The sequence below is a fragment of the Variovorax sp. YR566 genome (assembly GCF_051992195.1).
Classification (GTDB): domain Bacteria; phylum Pseudomonadota; class Gammaproteobacteria; order Burkholderiales; family Burkholderiaceae_C; genus Variovorax.
The window spans coordinates 4308026-4332229 of sequence record NZ_CP197092.1 but is presented as its reverse complement, the minus strand read 5'-3'; the positions used below and the strand labels follow the sequence as shown (position 1 = coordinate 4332229).

The 24204-nt window shown below is 62.1% G+C and carries 26 protein-coding genes and 1 tRNA gene; 14 read left to right on the top strand and 13 right to left on the bottom strand.

Going from position 1 to position 24204, the window contains the following annotated elements; all coding sequences use genetic code 11:
- The first annotated feature begins 42 nt into the window (after positions 1-42).
- Both ACTG4X_RS20365 and ACTG4X_RS20360 read left to right on the top strand, forming a co-directional pair.
- Positions 43-1311 carry an aspartate kinase gene (locus tag ACTG4X_RS20365; protein WP_093056409.1) on the top strand — a complete coding sequence of 423 codons (1269 nt, stop codon included), beginning with the start codon at positions 43-45 and terminating at the stop codon, positions 1309-1311.
- 27 nt (positions 1312-1338) lie between these two features.
- Positions 1339-1431, top strand: a tRNA-Ser gene (locus ACTG4X_RS20360).
- On the opposite strand, the gene ACTG4X_RS20355 is transcribed toward ACTG4X_RS20360, so the two are convergent.
- A complete protein-coding gene (locus ACTG4X_RS20355) occupies positions 1399-1779 on the bottom strand; it encodes a hypothetical protein (RefSeq protein ID WP_440531746.1) in 381 nt (126 codons plus the stop codon). The genes ACTG4X_RS20360 and ACTG4X_RS20355 overlap by 33 nt on opposite strands.
- 65 nt (positions 1780-1844) lie before the next feature.
- On the opposite strand from ACTG4X_RS20355, the gene ACTG4X_RS20350 reads away from it, so the two are divergent.
- The 10 genes from ACTG4X_RS20350 (at position 1845) to ACTG4X_RS20305 (ending at position 8876) form a co-directional block, all read left to right on the top strand.
- On the top strand, positions 1845-2183 hold the full coding sequence (locus tag ACTG4X_RS20350) for a hypothetical protein (protein ID WP_440531745.1): 339 nt from the start codon (positions 1845-1847) through the stop codon (positions 2181-2183).
- Positions 2184-2336: 153 nt separating this feature from the next.
- Entirely contained in the window at positions 2337-2657 is a 321-nt protein-coding gene (locus ACTG4X_RS20345) for a hypothetical protein (protein WP_440531744.1), read from the top strand.
- Positions 2657-2845 (top strand): hypothetical protein, encoded by a 189-nt coding sequence (locus ACTG4X_RS20340; RefSeq protein ID WP_440531743.1) that lies wholly within the window; start codon positions 2657-2659, stop codon positions 2843-2845. Before ACTG4X_RS20345 ends, ACTG4X_RS20340 begins: the two co-directional genes overlap by 1 nt.
- 200 nt (positions 2846-3045) lie before the next feature.
- The gene (locus ACTG4X_RS20335) at positions 3046-3246 is read left to right on the top strand and encodes a major capsid protein (protein WP_440531742.1); all 201 of its coding nucleotides are present in this window, start codon (positions 3046-3048) and stop codon (positions 3244-3246) included.
- Between the two features lie 55 nt (positions 3247-3301).
- Positions 3302-3649 (top strand): hypothetical protein, encoded by a 348-nt coding sequence (locus ACTG4X_RS20330; RefSeq protein ID WP_440531741.1) that lies wholly within the window; start codon positions 3302-3304, stop codon positions 3647-3649.
- 36 nt (positions 3650-3685) lie between these two features.
- A complete protein-coding gene (locus ACTG4X_RS20325; RefSeq protein ID WP_440531740.1) occupies positions 3686-5011 on the top strand; it encodes a virulence factor TspB C-terminal domain-related protein in 1326 nt (441 codons plus the stop codon).
- 82 nt (positions 5012-5093) lie between these two features.
- Positions 5094-5378 carry a DUF2523 domain-containing protein gene (locus ACTG4X_RS20320; protein ID WP_440531739.1) on the top strand — a complete coding sequence of 95 codons (285 nt, stop codon included), beginning with the start codon at positions 5094-5096 and terminating at the stop codon, positions 5376-5378.
- A complete protein-coding gene (locus ACTG4X_RS20315) occupies positions 5375-6472 on the top strand; it encodes a zonular occludens toxin domain-containing protein (RefSeq protein ID WP_440531738.1) in 1098 nt (365 codons plus the stop codon). Before ACTG4X_RS20320 ends, ACTG4X_RS20315 begins: the two co-directional genes overlap by 4 nt.
- 598 nt (positions 6473-7070) lie before the next feature.
- Complete coding sequence (locus ACTG4X_RS20310; protein ID WP_440531737.1) at positions 7071-7946, top strand: rolling circle replication-associated protein; 876 nt, start codon at positions 7071-7073, stop codon at positions 7944-7946.
- A gap of 339 nt (positions 7947-8285) precedes the next feature.
- Positions 8286-8876, top strand: coding sequence for a recombinase family protein (locus ACTG4X_RS20305; protein WP_440531736.1), 591 nt, complete (start codon positions 8286-8288; stop codon positions 8874-8876).
- 100 nt (positions 8877-8976) lie between these two features.
- On the opposite strand, the gene ACTG4X_RS20300 is transcribed toward ACTG4X_RS20305, so the two are convergent.
- From ACTG4X_RS20300 to ACTG4X_RS20255, 10 genes are all read right to left on the bottom strand, one after another.
- Positions 8977-10308, bottom strand: coding sequence for an MFS transporter (locus tag ACTG4X_RS20300; RefSeq protein ID WP_440531735.1), 1332 nt, complete (start codon positions 10306-10308; stop codon positions 8977-8979).
- Positions 10305-11444 (bottom strand): acetylornithine deacetylase, encoded by a 1140-nt coding sequence (argE, locus tag ACTG4X_RS20295; protein WP_440531734.1) that lies wholly within the window; start codon positions 11442-11444, stop codon positions 10305-10307. Before argE ends, ACTG4X_RS20300 begins: the two co-directional genes overlap by 4 nt.
- The gene (locus tag ACTG4X_RS20290) at positions 11441-12544 is read right to left on the bottom strand and encodes a Leu/Phe/Val dehydrogenase (RefSeq protein ID WP_440531733.1); all 1104 of its coding nucleotides are present in this window, start codon (positions 12542-12544) and stop codon (positions 11441-11443) included. The genes argE and ACTG4X_RS20290 overlap by 4 nt, the downstream gene beginning before the upstream one ends.
- Before the next feature lie 280 nt (positions 12545-12824).
- A complete protein-coding gene (locus tag ACTG4X_RS20285) occupies positions 12825-13502 on the bottom strand; it encodes a Rieske 2Fe-2S domain-containing protein (RefSeq protein ID WP_440531732.1) in 678 nt (225 codons plus the stop codon).
- Positions 13503-13514: 12 nt separating this feature from the next.
- Complete coding sequence (locus tag ACTG4X_RS20280; RefSeq protein WP_093073687.1) at positions 13515-14240, bottom strand: alanyl-tRNA editing protein; 726 nt, start codon at positions 14238-14240, stop codon at positions 13515-13517.
- A 23-nt stretch (positions 14241-14263) separates the two neighbouring features.
- Positions 14264-15178 carry a DMT family transporter gene (locus ACTG4X_RS20275; RefSeq protein ID WP_093073689.1) on the bottom strand — a complete coding sequence of 305 codons (915 nt, stop codon included), beginning with the start codon at positions 15176-15178 and terminating at the stop codon, positions 14264-14266.
- An 88-nt stretch (positions 15179-15266) separates the two neighbouring features.
- Positions 15267-15560, bottom strand: coding sequence for a DUF1330 domain-containing protein (locus ACTG4X_RS20270; RefSeq protein WP_093056416.1), 294 nt, complete (start codon positions 15558-15560; stop codon positions 15267-15269).
- A gap of 25 nt (positions 15561-15585) precedes the next feature.
- Positions 15586-16404, bottom strand: a complete 819-nt coding sequence (locus tag ACTG4X_RS20265; RefSeq protein WP_093056417.1) for a hypothetical protein — start codon at positions 16402-16404, stop codon at positions 15586-15588.
- A 47-nt stretch (positions 16405-16451) separates the two neighbouring features.
- Positions 16452-17444 (bottom strand): class I SAM-dependent methyltransferase, encoded by a 993-nt coding sequence (locus ACTG4X_RS20260; RefSeq protein ID WP_093175927.1) that lies wholly within the window; start codon positions 17442-17444, stop codon positions 16452-16454.
- 229 nt (positions 17445-17673) lie between these two features.
- Positions 17674-18513, bottom strand: coding sequence for an AraC family transcriptional regulator (locus ACTG4X_RS20255; RefSeq protein ID WP_093073695.1), 840 nt, complete (start codon positions 18511-18513; stop codon positions 17674-17676).
- Positions 18514-18792: 279 nt separating this feature from the next.
- Here ACTG4X_RS20255 and ACTG4X_RS20250 point away from each other — a divergent pair, with 279 nt between their 5' ends.
- A complete protein-coding gene (locus ACTG4X_RS20250; RefSeq protein WP_440534411.1) occupies positions 18793-20505 on the top strand; it encodes an acyl-CoA dehydrogenase family protein in 1713 nt (570 codons plus the stop codon).
- 9 nt (positions 20506-20514) lie between these two features.
- Here the strand turns inward: ACTG4X_RS20250 and ACTG4X_RS20245 are convergent, their stop codons facing one another.
- Entirely contained in the window at positions 20515-22458 is a 1944-nt protein-coding gene (locus ACTG4X_RS20245) for a sensor histidine kinase (protein WP_177192709.1), read from the bottom strand.
- A gap of 220 nt (positions 22459-22678) precedes the next feature.
- Here ACTG4X_RS20245 and ACTG4X_RS20240 point away from each other — a divergent pair, with 220 nt between their 5' ends.
- Entirely contained in the window at positions 22679-23347 is a 669-nt protein-coding gene (locus ACTG4X_RS20240; RefSeq protein WP_093073697.1) for a hypothetical protein, read from the top strand.
- Positions 23348-23391: 44 nt separating this feature from the next.
- Here the strand turns inward: ACTG4X_RS20240 and ACTG4X_RS20235 are convergent, their stop codons facing one another.
- The gene (locus tag ACTG4X_RS20235; RefSeq protein ID WP_440531731.1) at positions 23392-24198 is read right to left on the bottom strand and encodes a PPK2 family polyphosphate kinase; all 807 of its coding nucleotides are present in this window, start codon (positions 24196-24198) and stop codon (positions 23392-23394) included.
- Positions 24199-24204: the final 6 nt, after the last annotated feature.

The following is a 24204-nucleotide window of genomic DNA, read 5'->3' as shown; positions in this document are numbered from 1 at the left end:
GCCGCCTTTCAAGCGGCCCTTTCCTTTTCTCTGATTTCACCCATGGCATTGATCGTTCACAAATACGGCGGTACGTCGATGGGCTCGACCGAGCGCATCAAGAATGTCGCCAAGCGCGTCGCCAAGTGGGCGCGCGCAGGCCACCAGATGATCGTGGTTCCGAGTGCCATGAGCGGCGAGACCAACCGCCTGCTCGGCCTGGCCAAGGAACTGGCGCCCAGCAAACCCGGCGTGGCCCACAACCGCGAGCTCGACATGCTGGCCTCGACCGGCGAGCAGGCGTCGTCGGCGCTGCTGGCCATTGCGCTGCAGGCCGAGGGCGTCGAGTCCGTGAGCTATGCGGGCTGGCAGGTGTCGGTTCGCACCGACAACTCGTACACCAAGGCCCGCATCGAAAGCATCGACGACGAGCGCGTGATGGCCGACCTGAACGCCGGCAAGGTGGTGGTCATTACCGGCTTCCAGGGCGTGGACGACGACGGCAACATCACCACGCTGGGCCGCGGCGGCAGCGACACCTCGGCCGTGGCCATCGCCGCGGCCATGAAGGCGCACGAATGCCTGATCTACACCGACGTCGACGGCGTCTACACGACCGACCCGCGCGTCGAGCCCGATGCGCGCCGCCTGACGACCGTGAGCTTCGAAGAAATGCTCGAAATGGCGAGCCTGGGCTCCAAGGTGCTGCAAATCCGCTCGGTGGAATTCGCCGGCAAGTACAAGGTGCCGCTGCGTGTGCTTTCGAGCTTCACGCCGTGGGACATCGACATCAATGAAGAGGCCAAGTCCGGCACGCTGATCACTTTCGAGGAAGACGAAAACATGGAACAAGCCGTCGTATCCGGCATCGCATTCAACCGCGACGAAGCCAAGATCTCGGTGCTCGGCGTGCCCGACAAGCCCGGCATCGCGTATCACATCCTCGGTGCTGTGGCAGACGCCAACATCGAAGTCGACGTGATCATCCAGAACCTCAGCAAGGACGGCAAGACCGACTTCAGCTTCACCGTGCATCGCAACGAGTACGCGAAGACGATCGACCTGCTGCAGTCGAAGGTGATGCCCTCGCTGGGCGCGACCGAAATCGTCGGCGACACGAAGATCTGCAAGGTCAGCATCGTCGGCATCGGCATGCGCAGCCACGTGGGCGTGGCGAGCAAGATGTTCCGCGTGCTGAGCGAAGAGGGCATCAACATCCAGATGATCTCGACCAGCGAAATCAAGACCTCGGTCGTGATCGATGAAAAATATATGGAACTGGCCGTGCGAGCGTTGCATAAAGCGTTCGATCTTGACCAACCGAGCGCTTAAGTGATGGCATAATCTCGGCTTCTTTCAGGAACTGTGACCGAGTGGCCGAAGGTGCTCCCCTGCTAAGGGAGTATGGGGTGTAGAGCCTCATCGAGGGTTCGAATCCCTCCGGTTCCGCCAAGTTGATGAGGCCCCGTTGATCTTCGGATTGACGGGGCTTTTTTCATGCTCCGGCAATGCGTTCAGCATTAGTCGGAAGCTCGCAGCAGCTTGTTGCTCGTCTGCGTTGTCGGATAGTGCGAGGTCTTCTGCCATCGCTGCCATGAAGGCATGCGCAGGGTCCTCTCCGAGCACGGCTCTGAGCTTTCCTCTCACGCGCCAGTTACACGGGCGCTTCCCCTGTTTCATCTGTATCAGCGTCGGCGCGGTCGTGTCTAGAAGGGCGGCTAGCTTGACTTGGCTTCCAGCGACGACCGCTGCGGCTTCAATCAGCTCGGCGACAGTAAGGGGTGTTGCAAGTTGCGACATGGTTGTATATGCTCTAGGTGTTGCAGTTTGCTATAGGTTGCAGATTGCTCATTTTAGGAGCGGCCATGCTTTCACAGATTTCCTTCTCGCTGTTCGCCCAGATGGCGCAGCAGCGTCCCGAGTGCCCCCCTGCTGGTGCCTCGCAAGAGGTAAACGAGGCTGCGCCGAGCTTGGCCGCTCCCTCGGCCTCCGGCCAGCAGGCGGGCACACCCCGCTATGTCGCCTTGTGTCAGGACTGCGGCGCCCCGCATACGTTCGCGACTGCGGTCCTGCAAATGGCTGCGCATCGGGAGGAGCATTTCTGCGGCCTCGATGGCTGCAAGGGCCAGCTCTGTGCCTGTCCTGCCTGTGAGCGTGATGCGTGGGCGTTCTTGTACTGGCTTGAGCAAGGGGTGCCGCTGTGACTTCTGCTCAACGCTGGTCCTTGATCCGTCGCCGCGAGTTCTGGGTGCAAAGGCGTCTCTTCTGACTCGCTAGCTCGTAGCCCTCGTGCGAGGGCTTCCGGCTAGCACGTCGCTAGAGCCCGCCGCGACACGCGGCAATTTAGAGGAAACAACATGTCTCAGTTCAGTTCGATCATCGAAGTTCTCGCAGTCGAGAACGAGGAGCGCACCAGCAAGCGCACCGGCAACAAATACAACCACTTCGCGGCCCGTTGCGTCCTGCGCAACGATAAGAACGAGGTGGTCACTGTGGGCACCCTGCGCAGCGATCAAATCCTTCCCGATCTGCGCGATCAGGTGAAGGTCGGCCTGTTCTCCGCGACGTTCTCCCTGCGCGTCGCCGACTTCGGCGAGCAGAAGGGCGACATCGTTTCCATCCTTACCGGCTTCGTGCCCGCGCAGGGCCGTGTGCCTGCTGCGCCCAAGGCCTCGTGATGGTCTCCGCGCTGACCTTCCAGGAGCTGGTCTTCGTGATGCTCTGGATGACCATGCTGGTGTGCACAGCACTGGCTGTCGTCGTGCTCGTTGAGGCTTCTGCCCAACGTGGTCAGCGTGTCTACCGCGCCCGCCATCGCGATCACAGCAAGGTGCCTGCGATGCGCTGGAAGGATGGTGCCGAGTGACTGCCGCGCCTGCCGTTCACTGGCTCCTGGCATGTGTGGAGATGGCTGTGTGCATCTACGTCGTGCGCTGGCTTGCCATGGACGTGAGCAAGTTCCTGCGCGAGCTGGAGTGATGAAAGTGATTTCGACTGAATGCCTGCCAACGTCGAGAGACGCCGTGGGCATTCGGGCGCAATCCCGCGCTGTTTCAGGAGTTTCAAATGAAGAAGACCTTTTTCGCCAAGCTGGCGGCTGTTCAAGGTGCTGCGCTGATCGCAGCGGGCAACGTGTGGGCTGCGGTGCCTACCGAAGTGACCACGTCGCTCGGCGATGCGAAGTCGGATGGCGTCTCGGTCGCCACGTTGGTCCTCGTGGCCGTGATCGCGCTGTTCGCGTTCAAGTTCATGCGCAAGGGCCTGTGATGGCTAGCAGCGTCACCCCCGTTCTCCTGGCATGCCAATGCGCGGGGGTGGTGCTGTGAGCTATCAGGTCGGCTCGATCTGCTACGACACGGCGGCAGCTGCCGCAGCTGCTTCCGCGTCGTCGCAAATCGGCTCCTTCGTTCGTCAGGGCGAAGTGAGCTACGTCGTCAATGCGTCGTCGGTAGACGGTGCATCGATCACGTACAGCCTAGCGCCGGTCGGTGGCGGTTCTCCCGTCGTCGTCACGGCTTCGTACACCGCGCAACCGTGCGGGCTCATCACCGCAGGGGATGCGGTGAATCTCTCGTGGATGGTGGTTCTCGTGTGGGCTGCGACGTGGGCGGTGAAGTTCATCGCGACTGCTGTTCACGACTGGGGGAACCAACATGGCCATAACACCTGAGGCGGTCTTCGTCTGCCTCGCAATCTTGGGGGCAGCATGGATCGTTTTTCGCTGATTTTCGGTGGTGTGCTGCTGGCTTGTGCCAGTGCGTCGCATGCCTATGTCTCTCCGTCACCGCCTCCTGGTTTCGGTGGTGTTCCTGGCGCGTGGACGCATACCCCTCCTTCTGCTGCTGAGCAGCTTGGCGGCATCATGCGCGGTCCCGGTCCGCGTATCCCTGGTGGTCCTGTTGCCGGTGGTGCGTTTCGGCTCGGTGGTGGCGCTGCTCGCGGGCTTGCTGGTGCTGCGGCGCGCGGCTTAATTCCCGGTGTTGGTCTGGTGCTGACTGTCGCATGGCTCGCGTCGTATTGTTTCGAGAAGCAGGGCGGGCAGTGGGTTCGGACTTGCGGCGGAACGACGCCGCCGCAGAGCACCGGCATGGAGTACAGCAACGACACATATATCCCTGGGCAGTGGTATGTCAGTGCTGCTACAGCGTGTGCTGTCGTGAACCCTGCGCGTACCGCGCAATACAACGCCGCCAATCCCAACGCTATCCGGGTCGAGAAGGGCTATCAAGGTACATCGTGCCTTGGGGAGGTTCATCGTAAGAGCGATAACGCACTTTTGGGAGCGGACAACGTGGCGTTAAAGACGCGCGCCGATTCGTGCCCGGTGGGTTGGTACAAGACCGATGCGGGCTGCGTTATGACGCCGCCGCCCCAGGTTGTTACTCCCGAGCAGATCGAAGAGGAAATGGCCCCGAAGCCGTTGCCGCAGACATTGCCGCCAGGGTTTCCGTATCCGCTCGATCCAACGTCGCCCTTCATCTTTGAGCCGGACACTGCTAACCCGCCGAATGCACAGCCATTGCGTGTGCCTCAGGGCAACCCGGTCCCCATTCCGAATACGAACCCGCAGCAATACCGCCAGCCGGTTACTCGCTTCACGCCTGCGCCCACGGCAGAGGACCCTTTCCGTCTCGATGCAAGGCCAGAGGATTTGACCGGCACCAGTCCGACCGGCATCACTGGCCCGCAGACTGTCACCAACGGCACGCCCGATGGTGACAAGCCCGAGCAGTTTGACCTCTGCAAGGAGCATCCGGACATCCTTGCGTGTCAGGTCTTCAAGCCCGATGAGCTCGAAGCAAAGCCCGTCCCGAACGAAAACAAAAACCTGTCGATCACGCCCGACAGTGGTTGGGGCGCATCGTCCGCGAGTTGCCCCACCGACAAGCACGCCACGCTGAGCTTTGGCCCCATTGCCTTCAGCTACGAACCCCTGTGCTTGTTCGCTACTGGTATCCGCCCCATGGTGATCGCGCTCGCATGGTTCTCCGCTGCGCTCACGTTCTTCGGCTTCGCGAGGAAGGACGCATGAGCGATGCCGAACTGTTCATTCACGCCCTCGGCTGGGCGCTCGTTGTCATGCAGGCCTGGGAGGGCCGGAAGGAGTTGTTTTCATGGAAGGAATAGCCGCATGGATCGCCCGCATCAGTTGGCCTATCGTCACTCGCGTGCTCTCCGCGATGGGCGTTGGCACCGTCACCTACGTGGGTGCCAATAGCGCCCTGCAGCAGGGCCTGCAGGCCGCCAAAACTGCTTTCTCGGCCCTTGCCGGGGATGTGGCTCAACTGCTTGCGATGGCGGGCTTTTTCGACTTCATGTCCATCACCAGCGGCGGCATCATGTCGGGCCTTGCTTGGCTCGTGCTGAAGCGCTTCGCTATCCAGTCGGGCACGCAATGATCACGTTCATCAGCGGTGCGCCCGGCACCGGCAAGACTGCGGCTCTCGTGTCCATGCTGCGCGAGCTGTCCAAGGATCGGCAGATGTTCGTCTTCGGCATTCCCGAGCTGAAGATTCCGCACACCGAGCTGACCGATCCGAACAACTGGCATAACGACGTGCCGGACGGATCGGTGATCATCATTGATGAGGTGCAAAACGTTTGGCGTCCGCGTGGGCCCGGGAACAAGGTTCCCGACTCGGTGGCGAAGCTTGAGACGCATCGGCATCGTGGCTTGGATTTCTACATCATCAGTCAGGGTCCGAATCTCGTAGACAGCAACGTCCGCGCCCTCATCGGTCGCCATGTTCACCTGAGGGAACTGGGCGTACTTGGCCGCTGGTGGTACGAATGGCCCGAGTGCGCTGATAACTGCCGTACGGCGTGGAAAAACGCCCCGATCAAAAAACGCTACCGCCTTCCGAAGGCCATCTTCAAGGACTACAAGTCAAGTAGCCTCCACGTCAAGCCTGTGCGCTCGTTCCCGTGGATGCTGGTCGTCATGGTGGCTGCGCTCGTGGGTGTGGGCGTTATGTCGTGGCGCGTCTGGAACACCATCATGTCTAAGCCGGGTGCGGCTGCTGCGCTCGGTGTCAACGTGCCAGGCACAACACCTGCGTCTGCACCTACCGGCGTCGCGAAGGTCGGCGCTGCGCTCACTGGTAGCGGCTCGGCTGACAGCGGCCCGAAGCTCATCGATGATCGCGTCGACTGGATACCGCGCATGAGCGCTAGGCCTGAGACGGCCCCCGCCTTCGATCAGCTGCGCAAGGTCACGGTGATGCCTCGCATTGCAGCCGGCTACGTGATGGGCAAGACCGTGCGTTGCTACACCCAGCAGGGCACCGTCGCCAGCATCAGCGAGGCAGAGTGCCGGGAGTGGCTCGCCAACCCGCCATTCGACCCCTACGCCGAGGTCAAAGTGGCGCAGGCAGGGCCTACCCCTGCCTCGTTCGACAAACCCGCCACGGAGGCCGCGCCCGCGCCCTCGGCGGTCATCATCGATGCGCCCGGTCGTCGCGACCCCGTGGGCCTCAGGGACGCCAAGCGGTGATCCGGGCTTACGACGGCCGGCTCGGTGACGGCATGCGCCTTACGGGCCCCTGCGCCAGCGCTCGCGCTACTGCAAAGCAAAACGCCGGAGCCCTTGTGGCGCAGGCATCTGCTCTCTGGTGCTGCGTGGTTTACATGCCCCTGCCTTGTCTCTGGCCGGCCAGAGAAACGCCCGCGGCTGCGGGCCTCAGGCTTCAACGTGTTGCGGGGGCGATTGCAGCCGCGCGCGGGGGGCCGAAGGATAGGCGCGAAGCGCCAGCCGAGGCCGCGCGCAGCGCGGCCTAACTTGTTCTTAAAACACTTTGGAACACACCTCAATGGCGCGCTATTTCAAACGTGGTGAGTGGGTCCGTAGGTCCGTTGCGATGCCTGCCGAGTGGTGGGCTGCTGTCGAGCTTGCTGCCGAGAAAAACGGTCGTTCGATTGACGGTGAGGCTCGCCGGTTGATCTGGGAGGCGTTGGAGTCTCGGCCGGATGAATCAACGAGGCCGGCGCACGTGAATCAGTCGATCGCACGTCGAGTGCGATAGGCAAAAAAAAGACCCGGCGACGCGTCAACGTCCCGGGTCCGGATCGGCAGAGAGTCTTAGGAGGAAACCATGCCAATGGAGCGGTATGTTAACGGTCTGTGGTTCGAAGGGGTAGTAGTCCCCGACAAGTGGGTCATCCGCACCTGGGAGGCCAATGGCGTCATGGAGCGCAGTGCGGCGCCCTACGTCATGTGGCGCGAGGTCCACGACTTCGGGTTCAAACAGGATGGCTGGACGCCGATCCGCCCGGTCGATCCGGTCGAGGATGCCGAGCTGATCGAAGAAAGGCGCGAGAAGGCCCTGAAATCGGCTGCTGGCAGGGCCAAAACGACTTGCCGCAGAGTGATCATCACCGAGGGCTTCAACGAGCTGATGACGCTGACCTACCGCGACAACCAAGAGGACCGCGAACTGTGCAAGGCGCATTTCAAAGAATGGGTCCGCCGGATGAAGCGCGCCCTCGGCGGCCAGTTCCGTTACTGCGCTGCCTTCGAACGGCAGGACCGGGGCTCCATGCACGTCCACCTCGCCACGCATAAGCTGCCGCAGCACGTCAAGCTCAAGGGGACCAAGATCAAGGCTTTCGAGTTGGGCACTCGCATCTGGCGGTCCATCGTTGGCGACAACAACGGGCTGTGTTTCGTCGGTGGGAAGAAGCGCGGCAAATGGCACCGGAAGTGGACCCTCGCGAAGATGGCCGCCTACGTCTCGAAGTACATCACCAAGGACTACAAGGACGCGCCCAGCGAGTCCAACCGCTACAGCCGCAGCAATGGTGTCCAGGTCGGCGAAGTCCACACCATGGAAGTCGAGTGCAGCTATGCCGACTTGATCGGTCTGTGCTTCGAGCACCTGCCCGGCGACACCACGATTGCCCTTCGGGCGAACCACTTCAACGATAGGTTGTGGTTTTGTAAGGAGGCCGCGCCTCCGTTGCTTCATTAGCTTCCAGCTAGGCTACAGTCGCCGCCGTGGTCGGGCACGTATCGGAGGGGCTGTGGCTGGTGATCAAAGGGATTGGTATCGGGATTGGTGGCGGCGGAAGACGGGGTATGTTGAGCGGGCATCATTCCGCTTAGGGGAGGGTGAGCGCAAGCGAATTCGTCATGCTCAAGGCTGGCGGCGCAATTGGCTGTTTGTTGCTGCTGTGGTGTTGTGCTTCGTGCTGCTGAAGGTCGTGCTCACACTGTTGCGTTAGGGGCTGGTGTCTGTCAGCTCCGTTGGTGGCATTGTTGGAGGGCCAAATGCATTACGCCTTTGGGCGTCTTACATTTGGAGGATCAGATGCTCGTAGGCTATGCGCGCGTATCGACGCGCGAACAAGAAACACATCTTCAGTTTGACGCGCTCAATAAGGCAGGGTGCGACGTCATTTTTCACGAAAAGGCTAGTGGTGCTTCGCAGCGAGGTCGGCCGGAGTTGGCGCGATGTTTGTCGTCGCTGAAGCGCGGTGATGTATTGGTCGTCTACAAGATCGACCGGGTTGCTCGGAGTCTTTTCGATCTGCTCGATATCTTGCGTCGGCTGGAGCGCGTCGGGGCAACGATAAAGAGCGTTACTGAGCCTCTGGATACGACGAATAGCATGGGCGTGTTCGTCGTGCAGATACTGGGTGCTGTTGCTCAGCTTGAGCGGTCAATGATTCGGGAGCGATCGATGGCCGGCCAGTTGGCGGCGCGGGAGCGAGGTAGGGAGCCTGGGCGAGGTCGGAACCTGGAACCCGATGTTGAAGCTAAGGTGGTCGCGTTGTATCGAGCTGGTGGGGTGACGTATCGCGAGCTAGCCCATGCACATGGCGTATCGCCTTCCGTGGTGAAGCGGGCGGTCTATCGTGTGACCAAGGGTGCGGACTACTGGAAGAAGTCTGAGGACTAGGGTCGAAAACATCCGGTTCCGCCAAGACAAGAGCCCCTGTAGTTGTGAGACTACAGGGGCTTTTTTCTGTCCGAGCCCATGGCAGAAAAGAACTTTGGCACTAAGCCTTGCTGCGCAAAGCCGAACCTCCGACCAGGAGCGCCACCAGGCTGGCGGCCGCGGCGAACATCACATACCACGCAGGGGCGAGCGGGCTCCCGGTCCGGGCGATCAGTGCCGTGGCAATGAATGGCGCGAAGCCGCCGAAGATCGTGACAGCAAAGTTGTACGCAATCGAAAGCCCCGTGGACCTCACCTGCGGTGGATAGAGCTCGGCCATGGCGGCGGGAGCGGGGCCGGTGAACCCGGCGATCAGCACGGCAAAGACGACCAGCACAGCCGTCAAGGTCGCAGCACTCGGAAACGCCGTGAGCAGCCAGAGCGCCGGATAGGCCAGCACGAGGATCGCGGCAGCAAACCCGACCAGCAGCGGCCGGCGCCCGATCCGATCCGACAGCCCGCCGAAAACCGGCGCCAGCACGACCAGCACCAGGAGCCCGGCGCCATTTGCCCACAGCGATGCGCTCTGCGGCAACTTCAGCGTGCGCACGGCGTACGTCGGCATGTAGACCAGGAAGAAATACGTGCACACCGTCCACACGATGGTGACGCCGAACCCGGCGACGATTTCCTTGCGGTACGAGCCCATCACCTGCCTCAGCGGAGACGCCTGTTGGTTGGCGGCCTTGGCCCGCTCGAAGGTTGCGGGCTCCCGCGTCTTGGCGCGGATGTACCAGCCCACCGGGCCGATGACCAGGCCGAACAGGAATGGAATCCGCCAGCCCCACGCTTCCAGTTGCTGGGGGCTCAGAACCCCCGTCAGCGTCGCGCCAAAGAGCGAACCGAGCAGGAGTGCACCGGCTTGGCTGGCCTGCTGCCAGCTTGCGAAGTAGCCCTTGCGATCTTTCGGCGCGTGCTCGACGAGAAACGCCGTCGCCCCTCCGACCTCGCCGCCGGCGGAGAAGCCCTGGATCAGCCTCGCCAGCACGATCCACGCGGGCGCCCAGAGGCCCGCATCGGCGTACGTCGGCGCCAGGCCGATCATTGCCGTTCCAAGCGCCATCAGCAGGATCGTTGTCGACAACGCGGCTTTGCGCCCATGTGTGTCGCCGAGCGCGCCAAGAATCACTGCACCGATCGGTCGCATCACGAAGCCCACGCCGAAGGTCGCCACGGTCAGCAACAGCGAAGAGGTTTCGTCGCCCGTGGGGAAGAACAGTTTGGAAATAGTGATCGCGAAGAAACCGTAGACGGCAAAGTCGAACCACTCGAGCGTGTTGCCGATGACCGCCGCGGGAATCATCCGGCGCGTTGCATCGTGGGGCTCGTTGGAGGCAAGGGTGCCGAAGGCGCTGGTGGCATCAGCCGCCGTGGCTGCGTCGAGGTTTTTCATGCTGTCTTGAGAGAAGGGGCGGGTGAGATATCGGCTTCGGCGAGCGCCCATGCGCCGGCCGATTGCATGAAGCGATCGGCCGCCTGCAGCTGGGCTGCGGAGATCCATTCGTCCGGCTGATGGGCCTGCGCGATGGAGCCGGGGCCGCATACCACCGTTGAAATACCGACCTGCTGGAAGAAGCCCGCTTCGGTGCCGAACGGCAGGTCTGCCTCCGGCCAGAGCGCGCCGAGTTCGCGCGCGACCGAGACTGCCGCGTCGTTGTCGCGTGCCGACAGCGCCGGCACGCCCGCTACCTGCACCGCCTCGACCGTGACGCCAAGGGGAAGGTCCATCAGCGCATCCCGGACCGTATCGCGCACGAGTTCCGCCGCCGCTTCATCTTGCGGACGAAACTCCCACAAGACCTCGCAGCACCCCGGCACGATGTTGATGGCGGTGCCCCCGTCGATCCGGCCGATGTTGATGGTGGCCTCGCCACCCCGGCTGGCAAAGCTGCGCCGCAACCCGGCCAGGCAGGTGACCAGGTAGGCGGCGGGCTCGATCGCGCTGGCGCCGAGCGACGGGTCGCTCGAATGCGCGGGAAGCCCGCTGAAGAGCGCCCTGTGCCCGAAGAAACCCCGGTGCCTGACGCCGATCCGCATCTCGGTCGGCTCGCCGATGATGGCCAGCGCGGGGGCTTCCACTTGCGTCTTCAAGCGGTTCACGAGCTCCGGAACGCCGAGGCACCCGATCTCTTCGTCATAAGAGAAAGCAAGGTGGATCGGACGGCCCAAGGGGCGCCGCTGCCAGGCAGGCACGGCCGACAGGCAGGCGGCGATGAAGCCCTTCATGTCCGCCGCGCCGCGGCCGTGGAAGCGGCCGTCGCGTTCGACCAGCGTGAAGGGATTGGCGCTCCAGTTCTGGTCGGTCACGGGCACGACGTCGCTGTGCCCGGAGAGCACCATGCCGCCCGCCATGTCGGGGCCGATGCTGGCGAGCAGGTTCGCCTTCCGCTTGTCCTCGCTGTGCACCAGGTGCACTTTCACCCGGTGTCCCGCGAGGTAGTCGGCGATCCAGTGGATCAGGTCGAGGTTCGAGCGATGCGAGGTCGTATCGAATGCCACCAGGGTTCTGAGGATCTCGATGGTGGTCATGCGACACGCTCGGCCAGGGCATTGCTGGCGCTGTTGTTGCCGTTGTTCGCGCTTCTGCCGGAGTTGCCGCCGCCGAGCCGCTCCTGCACGAGCTGCATGGCCGCGGATTGGGTCGGTGTGCCGGTGCGCCCGGCGAGTTCGAAGATCCGGTGCAGGGTGGCGCCGATGGCTTTCACCTGCGAATCCACTTTTGTGGAATTGAAACCCTCGTGCTCCGACGCCACGCGGATCAGGCCGCCCGCGTTGATCACGAAGTCCGGCGCGTACAGAATTTCCTTATCGCGCAGTTGCCTGCCATGTTCGTCGCCGGCCAGCTGGTTGTTGGCGCCGCCGGCGATCACCCGGAACTTCATCTGCGGCAGGGTTCGATCGTTCACGACGGCGCCCATCGCGCAAGGAGAAAACACGTCGGCCTGAACGGCATAGATCTCGTCGGGCTCGACCGCCTGCGCATCGAACTCGGCGCAGGCCTTGCGCGCGAGCGCCGCATCGACGTCGGATACCGTGAGGCGCACCCCCGCGGCGACGAGCAACCGGCACAGGTTCCAGCCGACGTTGCCCAGGCCTTGCACCGCCACCGTCAGCCCACGCAGGTCGCGGTCCAGCCGATGCGCGACGCTGGCCACGATGCCGTGATAAACGCCCAGTGCCGTGGTCGGCGAAGGATCTCCGGTGCCGCCCAGTTCTTCCGGCAACCCGACCACGTGCCGGGTGTTCTGTCGCACCCAGGCGAAGTCGGCGACAGTGGTGCCCACGTCTTCGGCGGTGATGTAGCGGCCGCCCAGGCGGTTGACCGCCACGCCCATCGCCCGCAGCAGTTCGGGCGTCTTGCTCTTGCGCGGGTCGCCGAGGATCACCGACTTTCCTCCACCCAGGCCGAGTCCCGCGGCCGCGGCCTTGAAAGTCATTCCACGCGACAGGCGAAGCACGTCGCGCAGGGCGGAAGCTTCGTCGGCGTAGGGATACATGCGGCATCCGCCCAGGGCCGGCCCGAGCCGGGTGCTGTGAATGGCGATGATGGCCCGAAGCCCGACCCGATCGTCGGATACGAAGACCACCTGTTCATGGTCCGCAAAAGACTCGGTAGAGAAGACGGTCATTTATTTATCTGTTTTTTGAGTTTCGATGTGAACGAATGCGGACACGGCCTGCTCCAGGGCCGCTGCCGCATCAATGCCCGGGAGTGCAGGCTAGAAACAGCAGCAAGCGGTGTAGATATAGCGATAGCTCTACTGGAGGAACGTCGAGCACCGCATCGGTGAGCGACAGAACTTCAGGGCTTGCTTGGCGGAATGATTGCGTCATGTGATGGCCTCGCTGTTGGGCACAGCATGACATCGGGAGACGCGGTGATATTGGTGAAAATTTGGCGCCGCAAGATCAGGCGCGAGACGGCTGCAATGCGGGCGCTGTCGTGATCAATCCCATCTCGCTGAACAGCCTTCGGTACTCGTTCAGCGCGAGATCCTGCAGCGACTGGTGATGCTCGGAGTCGATTGTTATTGCGCCACCGGAAAATTCGAATTTGGCCGAACCCATCCAATCTTCATATTGAAGTTTGATTGGCGATGCCGGACGCTCCAGGTCGGAGGCTTCGATCGTCGAATGAATATCCGGTATTCCCGGCTCGCCTTGAGGGATCAGGCAAGTCCAGACAAGGCCATGGCGTTCAACAGCAGGAAACATCATGATCCTGAAGCACTCCACCGTCTTGAGTGCAAGCTTCTCCGGGGCCTTGCGGCATTGCCCATCGGACCCGTAGCGCAGGCCGTGGTAGGCGCAGACCAGTTCGTCTTCTTCGATGCGCCCCGTGCTCAATGGCAGTCCGCGATGCGGGCACATGTCCCGGCCGATGCGAATGCCATCCGGCATGCGATAGATGGCCAACCGCAGATTCAGCAAGATCACCTGCCTCGGCTTTGCCGGCACCTCGTCGACGCGTGAGACCGGAAACCATTGCCTGGCCAGAACCGGCCAGTCTTGCTCGGAGAACGTGCAGTTCGGAGGCAAAAAGCCCTCGGGCAGAGGGCGCGAGGGGGGCGGTTCAACGGGCGGCATGGCTCGCTCGTCTTATTTGACCAGGCCGATCCGGATCCTCCGGTTGTGCTGCCCCTTGTTCTCGATCTTCAGGATGCGCAACGGTGCCGATTGCGAAGTCTTCGAAAGATGCGTTCCACCGCAGGCTTGCCGGTCGAGTCCCACGATTTCGATGATGCGCGTGGTGCCGTCGTCCTGGCTCGGCGGTGCTACGGACCGGCTGCGTAGCACCCCAGGTTCGCGCGAGAGTCCGGCTGCGTCGAGGTACACCGCATTCACCTGCAGCCCGTCGGAGATGAGGGTGTTGAGTTCTGGCTCGAGCTTGCGCAACTCGTTGTTGTCGGCCGCGGGCAAGTCGAAGTCGATGCGGGCCGTGCCGTCGGCCGCCATTTGCACGCCCGTTACCAGCGAGCCCTCGAAGCGCTGATAGACGAGCGCATTGAGGATGTGCAGGCCCGTGTGCAATTGGCTCATCATGAAGCGGAAATCCTGATCCACTTTGGCGACGACCTTGTCGCCGGGAATGGAGGCGGTTTCAGCTTCGTCGAAGATGTGCCACGCATTGCGACCCTCCGTTTCGACCCGGCCGATCTTGATTTCGCCACCATTCCATTGCAGCGTGCCGCGATCCGCCAATTGCCCGCCACCGCCCGGATAGAAGAAAGACCGGTCGAGAAGAACCGCATTCGGGCGGCGCGCTATGACATTGGCTTCGAATTGAAAGCAATCGGGTTCGATATGGCAGAGATAAGGAGACATGAATTCCTCGGTTGGCGAAACACTTATGAAAATCGACGTGCGGTAACGATGCCGATCAGAATGATCACGGCCCCCGCAAACTCGGTGGCGCTCAGATATTCGTGGAACAGATAGGCGCCGAGCACGGTTGCAATGACAGGCTGTATCAGCAGGGTGATTGAAGAAAGCGCGGCCGGGAGCTTGGCCAGCGCATATGCAATGAGGCCCTGGCCTCCGACATGCGACACGACAGCCAAGGCCAGCAGCATCAGCATTCCGTTGATCGTGTGCGGAACAAGCGACTCGCCGCGCAGGATCGTGATGGGCAGGAGAATGATCAACGTACCGACGCTGCTCCACGCCATGACGGTCATCGTTCGATAGTTCGAGCGCACGAGGCTGACCGCCAGAAGATATGAGCCGTAAAAAACTGCGGTCAAAAGACCTAACAGATTTCCTGCCATGTAGGTCGAACCAAAATCCAGCCGATGTCCGATCAGGATGAATGCGCCGGCCAGCGCAAACAGCATTCCGAACAGAAAGCCAGGCTTGAATTTCTTCCCCAGAAACAGGTTGGACCCAAGCACCACGAAGATCGGGGCAAGGTTGGCAAGAAGATTGGAATTGGCCAGCGTGGTCAGCGTCATCGACCAGTGATAAAGCGCCAGATTTCCGGAAAAGATGAATCCGACAAGAATTAGCTTGATCGGAATGGCCGGCATTTTTTCAGCGGGTGAGCCGGTCGTGCGCACGGGCTCGGCTCTTGCCGCAAGCATGTCGAGCAGAAAGAAAATCGGAATTGCCAGCGCAACCCGATAGACCGCGCTCGCGGTTGGAGGCAATTCGCTGTGGCGCAGAAAAACGCCGCCCAGCGCCAGCGCCGCCGCGCCAAGCAGAAGCGCAACGAAAGAAAAGAAGTTTTTGCTTTTTGAAGCAACAGGTAGGGCAATAGTCGTCATATTTCGTTCCGGCACGACCGGGTCTCCATCGGTCGTGCCAGCCAGTTTGTTTTTTAAAGCATCAAAAGGGCAGGGCAAAAAGCTATCGCTATTCAAATCCCTCGATCACCATGAGCTGCATATCGGCTGCAGCATCCTTTCGCAATTCCTTTGCAAAGGTGTATTCCGGCGATTCGTAGAATTTTCTCGCCGCATCGGCAGATTTGAATTCGACAAGAACCACGCGCCGATCATCCAGAGCGCCTTCCAAATGCATGCGCTCGCCTCCCCGCGTCAGAAACCTGCCTCCGAACTTTTCTATGATCCCGGGCGTGAGTTGCTTATATTGGTTGTATTGATCCGGGTCCACAATGGACATCCGGCCAATCAGATAGGCGACCATATGACAACCAGGCTTGGCGCCGCCGTTATACGTAAGCCACTTTTCTTTGCTCCGCGGCGACGCCGGATTGCAGCAATGCCGCATCCAGAACGTCCCAGAGGCCGGTCAGCGAATCGAGAAAATCGTCCGCGCCTTCGATGACCAAGTGGGCGTACTCGGTTTTCAAGGCGAGTTCGACCGCGGTGCGGGCGTTTTGCTCGTGGTGCTGCTCGGCGCCGACTTCGCCCCAGTGCTCCAGCAGGTAGTGCATTTCAGGCACTTCGAGGTCGGCGTTGTAGATGCCGCTGTCCACCAGGCAATACTTTTCGCCCGGAATCAATTGCTGGTTGGAGATCATTTCCAGCGCCAGCGTGGTGCCGAGATTCCGGTAGGTGTTTTCGATGTCCGTCATCTTGCGGTGATCGAAGACGCCGATGGCCTTGCGGACTTGCGCGGTCAACCCGGTGTCCATGTCGTAGCCGGGCAGGGAGCCGAGCAACTGGTTGGAAAAGTCCTTGAGCTTCGCTTCGACCTTCTCCTGGTTGTAGAGGTCTGCAAACACGGGCTTTTCGGCCGACTGGTTGACGATGTATCCCGCCATCGTCGCCAGTTCAGGACCGTGGCCAGATTCGCTCTCGACGATTTCTTCCAGCAGCTCGCTCTGCCTGTGCAGCCCGTGCTCCTTGAGCGCATCCGGAAAACTCCATCCGGGACGCGTGGACGCGCAGAAGCTCTGGATCTGGTGGAAAAGGGCTCCCACAACAGGAGGCTCCGGTTCGATCTTGACCCAATTCTTGAAAATCGGGTGGGAATAGCAACGATGACTTTTAACTCTCTCAACCAGATCGGAAATGGTAACGCTCATTTCGTGCTCCTAATTACAGTTGGTTAAAAAATGCCGTGAAAATTCAATTATTTACTGGCCATCAACATTCGCCCTCCAGGGTGATCAAGTATTTCGACCCGCACATTGGAAAAGCCCGCGCGGAACAATTTTTCAGTCCATTCATCTTCACTGAGAAGCTTTCTGGACATGAAATGATTGTGCAGATGATTGAATGCCGCGGCGAACGGCTTTTCCCAGCTGGATTGAGCAACAGGAATCGCATCGACGATGATCAGCGTGCCCTTGATTGCATTGGCGCAGCAGGCGCGCAGCAACGAGTCGAGCGTTTCTTCTTCGGCGGGAAGAAGATCGTGCATGACAAATCCTGCGTGGATGATGTCCGCGTCCCTGATGAGAGAGGCATCTTCGGTGAGGATCTGGATGGGGGCAGTCACGAACTGAAGCCTGTCGCTCATTCCCGCTTCACTGGCTGCGCGAACGGCCTGTTCGGTGGCCGACGCGCTCAGATCAATTCCAACGCCTTTTGAGCCCGGAATTTTCCTGAGCATGCGGATCAGGAATCCTCCGGAGCCTGATCCAAGATCTACGATTTTCTTTGGTGCCATCGCTACGATGGCGTTTTCCGGCTGCGGATAGAAGGATTTTTCGCCCATCCATTTCGATGTGCGAGCGACCAAACCCCCGCTGCGCGGGTATTTGAGTTGCGCCTCTTCGTTGTTTTCCGAAAATTCTTTCGCGTTGTTGATCAATGGGGCACATGCACGGAGCGCCCACGAAAGATATCCGACTTCATTGATCAATTCGTCGAAATTGCTGCCGGCCTTGTAGGTGGCGGGTGCTTTTTCATCCAACACCTCGATGATTCCGGCCTTGCTCAGGGAGTCGAGGTAGGCGGAAATCACGGATTCCTTGATTCCGCAGGATCGGGACGCCGTTGCAGCGTCCACGACCGGCGATTTCTGGAGAAATTCAATGATTCCGTACTCTGCACCTATTTCCAGCAGGATTGCGGATCCTGCGAGGGAGGAACCAGTAATGCCGCGATCAACATTTTGCATGGGTCACCTGTGGGTTAAACACTATTGAAAACGAACTGATTACTTTGCGCTGGTCGAAACCATTTAGTTGCACGATAGTCAGCGCGGAGAAACCCGTATTGGTAAAAATTGCGGCCAGGAGCAATCGCGCCAAAAAGACGAATCCGAATTCCGCGCGAGCCGAGCGGAAACAAGAAGCGGAGGAAAGAAGGCCCTCAGCGCATGGCTCGAGGGCGGGGGGAGCGGCTTCTCAGCAGGTCCGGGCGCGGACGTACTGGAGAGGCGTCATGCCGAAGGTGCGCTTGAAGTGCCTGGTGAGCGCGCTCTGGTCGTAAAAGCCGCTCGCAACAGCGGCTTCGATCAGCGGCCGGCCGGCAGTGAGGTGACTGATGGCGGCCCTGAGCCGCAACTGCGTGAGGTACGTGTGGGGCGTCAATCCGATCGTGCGGTTGAATGCGCCGATCAGCTGGAAGGGCGTCAGGTCGGCGGCCGCCGCCATCTGCTCGAGGGTCAACCGCTCTGCAAAAGAGTCGCGCAGCAGTTCCAGCACCGGCGCGAGCACGTTGGCATCTGCCGGCACCGGGAGCACGCGTTGTCCCGGCTGTGCGTGGCTCTGGAAGAGCGTTCCGAAGCTATGAACGAACAACTCCTGCTGCCGCAGAGGGTCCCATTGATCGCTGTTTCCGTCGTAGGCCCGATGAAGCTCCAGAAAGCTGCCGATGAGCTCCTGGTCGCAGTAGATGTTCGACCCGAAGTACCGGGTCTGATCGATGCCCAGTGTCGTCATTAGATGCCTGATGCCCGGCTCGGCCAGATAGAGGGCGCGGTACCGCCATCGGGCACTGCCGCCCATGCGGCCCGAATGGGGTTCGGCCGGGTTGAAGACGAGGAGCGCCTGCTGATTGGCAATGCCCGTGCGGCCGCGGCTCTTGAATTCGGCGCCTCCAACCTCGGTGACCGCGATCACGAAGGAATGGTGCACGTGGGGCGCGTATTCATGCGTCGTGAAGTCCGCATGCAGCATGTCCATGCCAGGCATGCCGGGCACATGCCAGTAGCGCGATGTATTCAGAGGGTCCAGCTTGGCCAACGAAGCCTCCGTTTGGATCAGCGGTTGTAACGCTTTCAGCGTCCAACCGGTTGCATGGCACCTGAATGGTGAGCAAGGCTGTCTATTCCAGTGACTACGGCGCGATCTGGGGAGCAGGCGGGGCGGCGCCAGGTCGCTGTAGCTTGAGCACGCAAAGACTGTGCCATTTTGCGGTCCTGGTGTGTCGGGTGCCCGGCCCGGGAAAGAACGGATTCAGGTTCACGAATCGCGAAGAATGATTCACTATGCCTGCAGCGCGGCGAACTTCTGGAGACCTTCATGAACATGCCCCTCGAAAGTACGGCTCTGGCGTTTCAGTTTCCCCTGGCCGATGGCGTCGAGACGCACAGGGTATTCAACCAGGCCAGTGCTTGCACCGGCCACAACGCATTCACAGGCGATGTGGCTCTACGAGAGCTCGTGGAGCGTCATGCGGCCTGGAGCATTCCTGACGCAACGGCGGTCGGCGCATTGGCGGGCAATGAAGAGGTGCAGGACCTTGCACGATTGGCCAACGAGCACAGCCCGCAACTGCGCACGCATGATCGGTTCGGCAATCGTCTGGACTGGGTCGAGTTTCATCCCGCCTGGCATCAACTCATGGCCCTGGGTTTCGCGCATGGCGTACCGAGCCTTGCATGGACAACCAATGAGCCGTCGGGCCACCTCGCGCGTGCGGTGCTGAGCTACCTGTGGAACCAGGTCGAGAACGGCACCGGATGCCCCACTGGCATGGCATACGCTGCCTGCGCCGGTTTTGCGGGGCGGCCGGAGTTTGCAATGTGGCGGGAGAAGACGCTCTCCGGTCGCTACGACCCGCGCCGCCTGCCGCTCCCGCAGAAAACGGGCGCCGTGATCGGCTATGCCATGACCGAGAAGCAGGGCGGCTCCGACCTGCGCCAGACACAGACCACGGCCACCTTCGTCGGAACCGAGAACGGTGCTCGCATCTACAACGTGACGGGCCACAAGTGGTTCTTTTCGGTTCCGACTTCCGACGGCTTCTACACGCTGGCTCAAACCAATTCGGGCGTGAGCTGTCTCTTCGTTCCGCGCTTCCTGCCGGACGGCAGTGCCAACCGCGTTGCCGTGCAGCGCCTGAAGGACAAGTGCGGAAACCGCTCCAACGCATCGAGCGAGGTCGAGTTCAACAAGACCTGGGCGATGCTGGTCGGCGAAGAGGGGCGAGGCATCCGCGAGATCCTGTCGCATGCACACCTGACCCGCCTCGACTTCGCAGTGGGTTCTGCGGGCCTGATGCGCCAGGCGCTCACGCTGGCGATCAACCACGCATCGACACGCGACGGCTTCGGTCGCCGGATGGCCGACCTGCCCATGCAGACGAATGTGCTGGCGGATCTGGCGCTGGAAAGCGAAGCGGCCATGTTGTCGGCGATGCGTGTCGCACGCGCAACCGACAGCATGGAATCGAACGAACGTGAGCGGCTTCTTGCCCGCGTGGCAACGCCCGTGGTCAAGTACTGGAACTGCCAGCGTGCGACGTACTTCGTCTACGAGGCATTGCAGGTTCACGGCGGCAACGGCTTCATCATGGAGAACCCCATCGCGCGGCTGTACCGCGAGGCGCCGCTCAATTCGATCTGGGAAGGCACGACGAACATGATGTGCATGGACGTGGTGCGCGCGCTCGGCCGCGAGAAGGGCTCGCTCGAAGTCTTTCTCGATGAAGTCTCCCAGCCGGGAGTTGCCAACGCGGCGTATGCGAAGTTCATCGGCGGTCTGCGCGACGATCTTTCTGCGGGTGCAGTCGATGAGGGCAATTCGCGCGCCATCGTGACGCGCATGGCCCTTGCGCTCCAGGCGAGCGAGATGCTCAGGCACAGCGATGGCGCGGTGGCACAGCGCTTCGTCGAGTCGCGCCTGGGCGGTCAGCACGCCGGAGTGATGGGGACTCTGGCCACTGGGGCGGATCTGCGCGGAATCGTCTCTCGCGCCGATGTGTCTGAGGCGGCGCAGTCGGTATCCATCTGAAGGCTGGCCTCAAGCCGCCTGCTTCTCCCGCTGCAACGGCAGCCACAACACGAACCGCGTTCCCGTCGGTTTGGACTCCCACTGCACCACGCCTTTGATCGCCTGCGCTCGCCGCCGCTGGTTCTGCAGGCCTCGGCCCCCCGCGGACTGATTGCCCATCACCTTCTGGACGTCGAAGCCCTGGCCGTTGTCCTCGATCGTCACCTGCACGCCCGCGCCTTCAAGCGAGGTGCCCACGCGAATTTCCGTCGCGCGCGTGTGGCGCAGGATGTTCGAGATGCTTTCCTGCACGATGCGCAGTATGTGCAGCGCACTCGACGGGTCGAGCCAGTCGAGGGCCGGCAACTCCTGCACTTCCCACCGCAGCGAGACACCGGTGCCTTCGAGCCGCGGTTCCAGCCGGTAGCGCAGCGTGGCCAGCAGCAGCAGCAGGTCGGCCTCGATCGGCTCCAGCGAGTCGAGCGTGAGCTTCAGGTCGTCCAGACAGCTCTTGAGAATCTGCGAGACCTTGTCGTCGCTCATGCCGCCGCCTTCGACCGAGCGGATGGCGCTGATCAGCGAAGAGCCGAGGCCGTCGTGCATGTCCTGCATCAGGCGCTGGCGTTCGTCGCTGATGGTCTGCAGGCGCTCGACCTCGCGCAGCCGCCGGTGGCTGAGCTCGAGTTCGGCCTCGCGCTTCTGCAGGCGCTGCGCAAGGCTCGCATTGAGCTGCTCGACCTCGCCGATGGCGTGCATGTAGCGGCGGTACATCAGCGCGCCGAAAACGCTGAAGGTGACGGCGTTGGTGTACGCCCCCAGATACCAGCCTTCGGGGCTGATGAAGTTGTTCTGCAGCAGCCAGTCGGTCATGCCCAGCAGCACGCAGATGCCGATGCCGACCGCGACCAGCCGGCCTTCGGTGGAGCGGCGCCATGCGCTGACGCTACCCACCAGGCAGACCAGCGTGCCCATCAGCGCCGCGACAGCGTAGATCAGGGGCGTTACCTGCGGCGTGTTCTGCACGATGTTCAAGCCGGGCAGGGTGACGAGGCCGATGGTGGTGGTCGCCACGACCACGCCGACGGTCAGCCACTTGAGCTGCAGGCCGTGCAACTGGCGCAGGAAGAAGTGCACCACCATCACCAGCCAGAAGAGCGAGTTGACGGTCAGCCACGCGAACCAGTCATTGGCGACGGGCAGGCTCACGTAGAAGTGCAGTCCCCGCATGAAGGAAGTGGCCGCGAGGTTGAAGAACAGCAGGTAGCCCGTCTCGTCGCGGCGCCTGAACCACACGAACAGCGCGAACACGCCCACGGCCATGAATGCTGCGCCGAGCATCGCGGGCAGCTCCTGCTGCAGCCACTGGCGCATGCCATGGCGCCCCCTGAGTGCGTCGATGGGGCCGATCCACAGCGACGACAGCGCCACCTGGGCGTTGCGGGTGTGCTCCAGGCGCAGGAGGATCTCGCTGGGCGGCTTGCTGTCGGCACTGTTGTCCAGCTGGACCCACAGCGGAGTGCGGGTGCTGTTCCACAACGGACCCGACTGCTGCGCGCGATGGACCAGTTGCCCGTCGGCATAGACCGCGATGGTGCCGTCGGTCTTGATCCGGATGCCGTACAACGCCAGCGGCCCGGCGTCGGGCGGCAGGCCGCGCGTGGACAGCCTGATCCAGGTCGTGCGCGTCGTCCTGGTGGAGGAGGCCTCCGCCTGGCGCAGCAGCGCGATGGGAAGGGCCAGGGGCAGTTCGACCCGCTTCCAGGTGTCCGGCAGGGCGCCGCTGTCCTGCTTCAACGGCGGAGTGCTGAAGCCCGAGGCTTCGTCGACCTGCCAGTCGGCGCGCGTCAGGTGCAGCAGCGAGTCGGACTGTTGCAGGCCGGCCGTCCCGCCCAGGAAGGCACCGATGGCGCCCAGCAGTGCCATCGACAGGACGAGCACCACGTTGGCGAAGAAGGGTGCGGGACGGTAGTTCAAGGGGTGTTCGGATGAGTCGCGCCCAAAGCTGATGCGGCAGCGCTTATGTAACCTATTTTCTCATTCTGTAACCATGCGCGCGATGTTGCTCGCCCAGGGCTTCTCGGTATGGCCCCACTGATCCAGGTCGGCCGTAGTGCATTCACGACAAATGCGGTTCAAGAGTAACTATATGTATGGTTAAATCCCCGCAACTATCGCGAAGAAGACGAGGGATTGCATGAAGCTGCTGCTGAGCATTGCGTTCGCTGCCGTGGCCCTGGCCGGTTGCGCCAGCGCACCGACTACACCCACCGAGCCCGGAACGGGCAGGGGCACTTCCTATGTGCCCATGGTCGCCATGGAGGGCGTGGACAAGGTGCGCTACGACAACGACGTGGCCGAATGCCGCACGGCGTCGAACCGCATCACGGCGCGCAGCGAAACCGGCGACGCCATGTGGGGCGCGCTGGGCGTCGGCCTGATCACGGTGTACGGGCAGGGCATCGTCGCCGCGGCGTCGTACACCGGCATCACCGCCGCCGTCATCGACTGGAACGGCCGTCCCGACTCGGAGCTGATTGCCGAGCACCAGCAGATCGCCATCGTGCATTGCATGGCCAAGCGCGGCTATCGCAACCTCGACCCCAACGTGCGCGACTCGTTCTATGGCAACACCTTCGACCCCGGCGTCGTCATGAAACCGCGCCGCACCGGCGTCGATACCTACAACGTCGAAACGCTGGCCAAGGCCGGCCGCTGCAACCTTCAGCCGCGCGCCGAACTCACGGCCAAGGGCCCCGGCTACGAAACCTACAACGTGCCTTGTGACAACGGCGGAACCTGGGCGGTGCGCTGCGAGTTCGGCAAGTGCCGCGTGCTGGCGCAGGCGTTGATCCGCCGCTCCTGAGCTTTCGATGGGCCCGCGAGAGCCCCTGCCTGCTCAGCCGTCGCTCACTTGACGATCATTCCCTTGAGCGCCGGGTCCGGCGGCGGAGCCTTGAGCTTCATCTGACGCATCGTCTTCACCAGCAGCTGCGCGATCATCACGTTGCGGTGCCGCTTGCTGTTGGCGGGCACCACGTACCACGGCGCATGGTCGGTCGAGGTGGCGCCCAGCGCGCTCTGGTAGGCCTGCTGGTAGGCGCTCCACTTGGTGCGGACCTCCAGGTCGTCCATGCTGAACTTCCATTGCTTGCCGGGCGTGTCGATGCGGGCCTGCAGGCGTTCGCGCTGCTCGTCCTTGTCGATGTGGAGCATGCACTTGACCACCACCGTGCCGGTCTCGGTGAGCAGCCGCTCGAAGTCGTTGATCTGCGCGTAGCGGCGCTTCGCCTCGGCCTTGTCGATCCAGCCTTCGACCACGGGCACCAGCACGTCTTCGTAGTGGCTGCGGTTCCACACCATGATCTCCCCGGTGCGCGGCACGACGGCGTGGCAGCGCCAGAGGTAGTCGCGCGCGCGTTCGTCCACGGTCGGCGCCTTGAAGGCCGATACGCGCACGCCCAGCGGCGAGGTGCGCGAGAACACCCAGCGCACGGTGCCGTCCTTGCCGCTGGTGTCCATGCCCTGCAGCACCAGCAGCAGCTTGCGCCGTCCCTCCGCGTGCAGCAGGTCCTGCAGCTCGTCGAGCTCGACGGCCAGCGCATCGACTTCGGCGCGCTGGGAGGCTTCGTCGCCCTCGCAGAAGGGCGTGTCGCCGGGGTCGATGTGCGAGAGCTTGAACTTGCCGCCGACGCGGTATTTCTTGAAGCTGGCCATGAAGCA

Bases quoted from the DNA above. Each gene is read 5' to 3' on its own strand.
- ACTG4X_RS20365 (WP_093056409.1), top strand. From the start codon at position 43: ATGGCATTGATCGTTCACAAATACGGCGGTACGTCGATGGGCTCGACC.
- ACTG4X_RS20355 (WP_440531746.1), bottom strand. From the start codon at position 1,779: ATGTCGCAACTTGCAACACCCCTTACTGTCGCCGAGCTGATTGAAGCC.
- ACTG4X_RS20350 (WP_440531745.1), top strand. From the start codon at position 1,845: ATGCTTTCACAGATTTCCTTCTCGCTGTTCGCCCAGATGGCGCAGCAG.
- ACTG4X_RS20345 (WP_440531744.1), top strand. From the start codon at position 2,337: ATGTCTCAGTTCAGTTCGATCATCGAAGTTCTCGCAGTCGAGAACGAG.
- ACTG4X_RS20340 (WP_440531743.1), top strand. From the start codon at position 2,657: ATGGTCTCCGCGCTGACCTTCCAGGAGCTGGTCTTCGTGATGCTCTGG.
- ACTG4X_RS20335 (WP_440531742.1), top strand. From the start codon at position 3,046: ATGAAGAAGACCTTTTTCGCCAAGCTGGCGGCTGTTCAAGGTGCTGCG.
- ACTG4X_RS20325 (WP_440531740.1), top strand. From the start codon at position 3,686: ATGGATCGTTTTTCGCTGATTTTCGGTGGTGTGCTGCTGGCTTGTGCC.
- ACTG4X_RS20320 (WP_440531739.1), top strand. From the start codon at position 5,094: ATGGAAGGAATAGCCGCATGGATCGCCCGCATCAGTTGGCCTATCGTC.
- ACTG4X_RS20315 (WP_440531738.1), top strand. From the start codon at position 5,375: ATGATCACGTTCATCAGCGGTGCGCCCGGCACCGGCAAGACTGCGGCT.
- ACTG4X_RS20310 (WP_440531737.1), top strand. From the start codon at position 7,071: ATGCCAATGGAGCGGTATGTTAACGGTCTGTGGTTCGAAGGGGTAGTA.
- ACTG4X_RS20305 (WP_440531736.1), top strand. From the start codon at position 8,286: ATGCTCGTAGGCTATGCGCGCGTATCGACGCGCGAACAAGAAACACAT.
- ACTG4X_RS20300 (WP_440531735.1), bottom strand. From the start codon at position 10,308: ATGAAAAACCTCGACGCAGCCACGGCGGCTGATGCCACCAGCGCCTTC.
- argE (WP_440531734.1), bottom strand. From the start codon at position 11,444: ATGACCACCATCGAGATCCTCAGAACCCTGGTGGCATTCGATACGACC.
- ACTG4X_RS20290 (WP_440531733.1), bottom strand. From the start codon at position 12,544: ATGACCGTCTTCTCTACCGAGTCTTTTGCGGACCATGAACAGGTGGTC.
- ACTG4X_RS20285 (WP_440531732.1), bottom strand. From the start codon at position 13,502: ATGCCGCCCGTTGAACCGCCCCCCTCGCGCCCTCTGCCCGAGGGCTTT.
- ACTG4X_RS20280 (WP_093073687.1), bottom strand. From the start codon at position 14,240: ATGTCTCCTTATCTCTGCCATATCGAACCCGATTGCTTTCAATTCGAA.
- ACTG4X_RS20275 (WP_093073689.1), bottom strand. From the start codon at position 15,178: ATGACGACTATTGCCCTACCTGTTGCTTCAAAAAGCAAAAACTTCTTT.
- ACTG4X_RS20270 (WP_093056416.1), bottom strand. From the start codon at position 15,560: ATGGTCGCCTATCTGATTGGCCGGATGTCCATTGTGGACCCGGATCAA.
- ACTG4X_RS20265 (WP_093056417.1), bottom strand. From the start codon at position 16,404: ATGAGCGTTACCATTTCCGATCTGGTTGAGAGAGTTAAAAGTCATCGT.
- ACTG4X_RS20260 (WP_093175927.1), bottom strand. From the start codon at position 17,444: ATGCAAAATGTTGATCGCGGCATTACTGGTTCCTCCCTCGCAGGATCC.
- ACTG4X_RS20250 (WP_440534411.1), top strand. From the start codon at position 18,793: ATGAACATGCCCCTCGAAAGTACGGCTCTGGCGTTTCAGTTTCCCCTG.
- ACTG4X_RS20240 (WP_093073697.1), top strand. From the start codon at position 22,679: ATGAAGCTGCTGCTGAGCATTGCGTTCGCTGCCGTGGCCCTGGCCGGT.
- ACTG4X_RS20235 (WP_440531731.1), bottom strand. From the start codon at position 24,198: ATGGCCAGCTTCAAGAAATACCGCGTCGGCGGCAAGTTCAAGCTCTCG.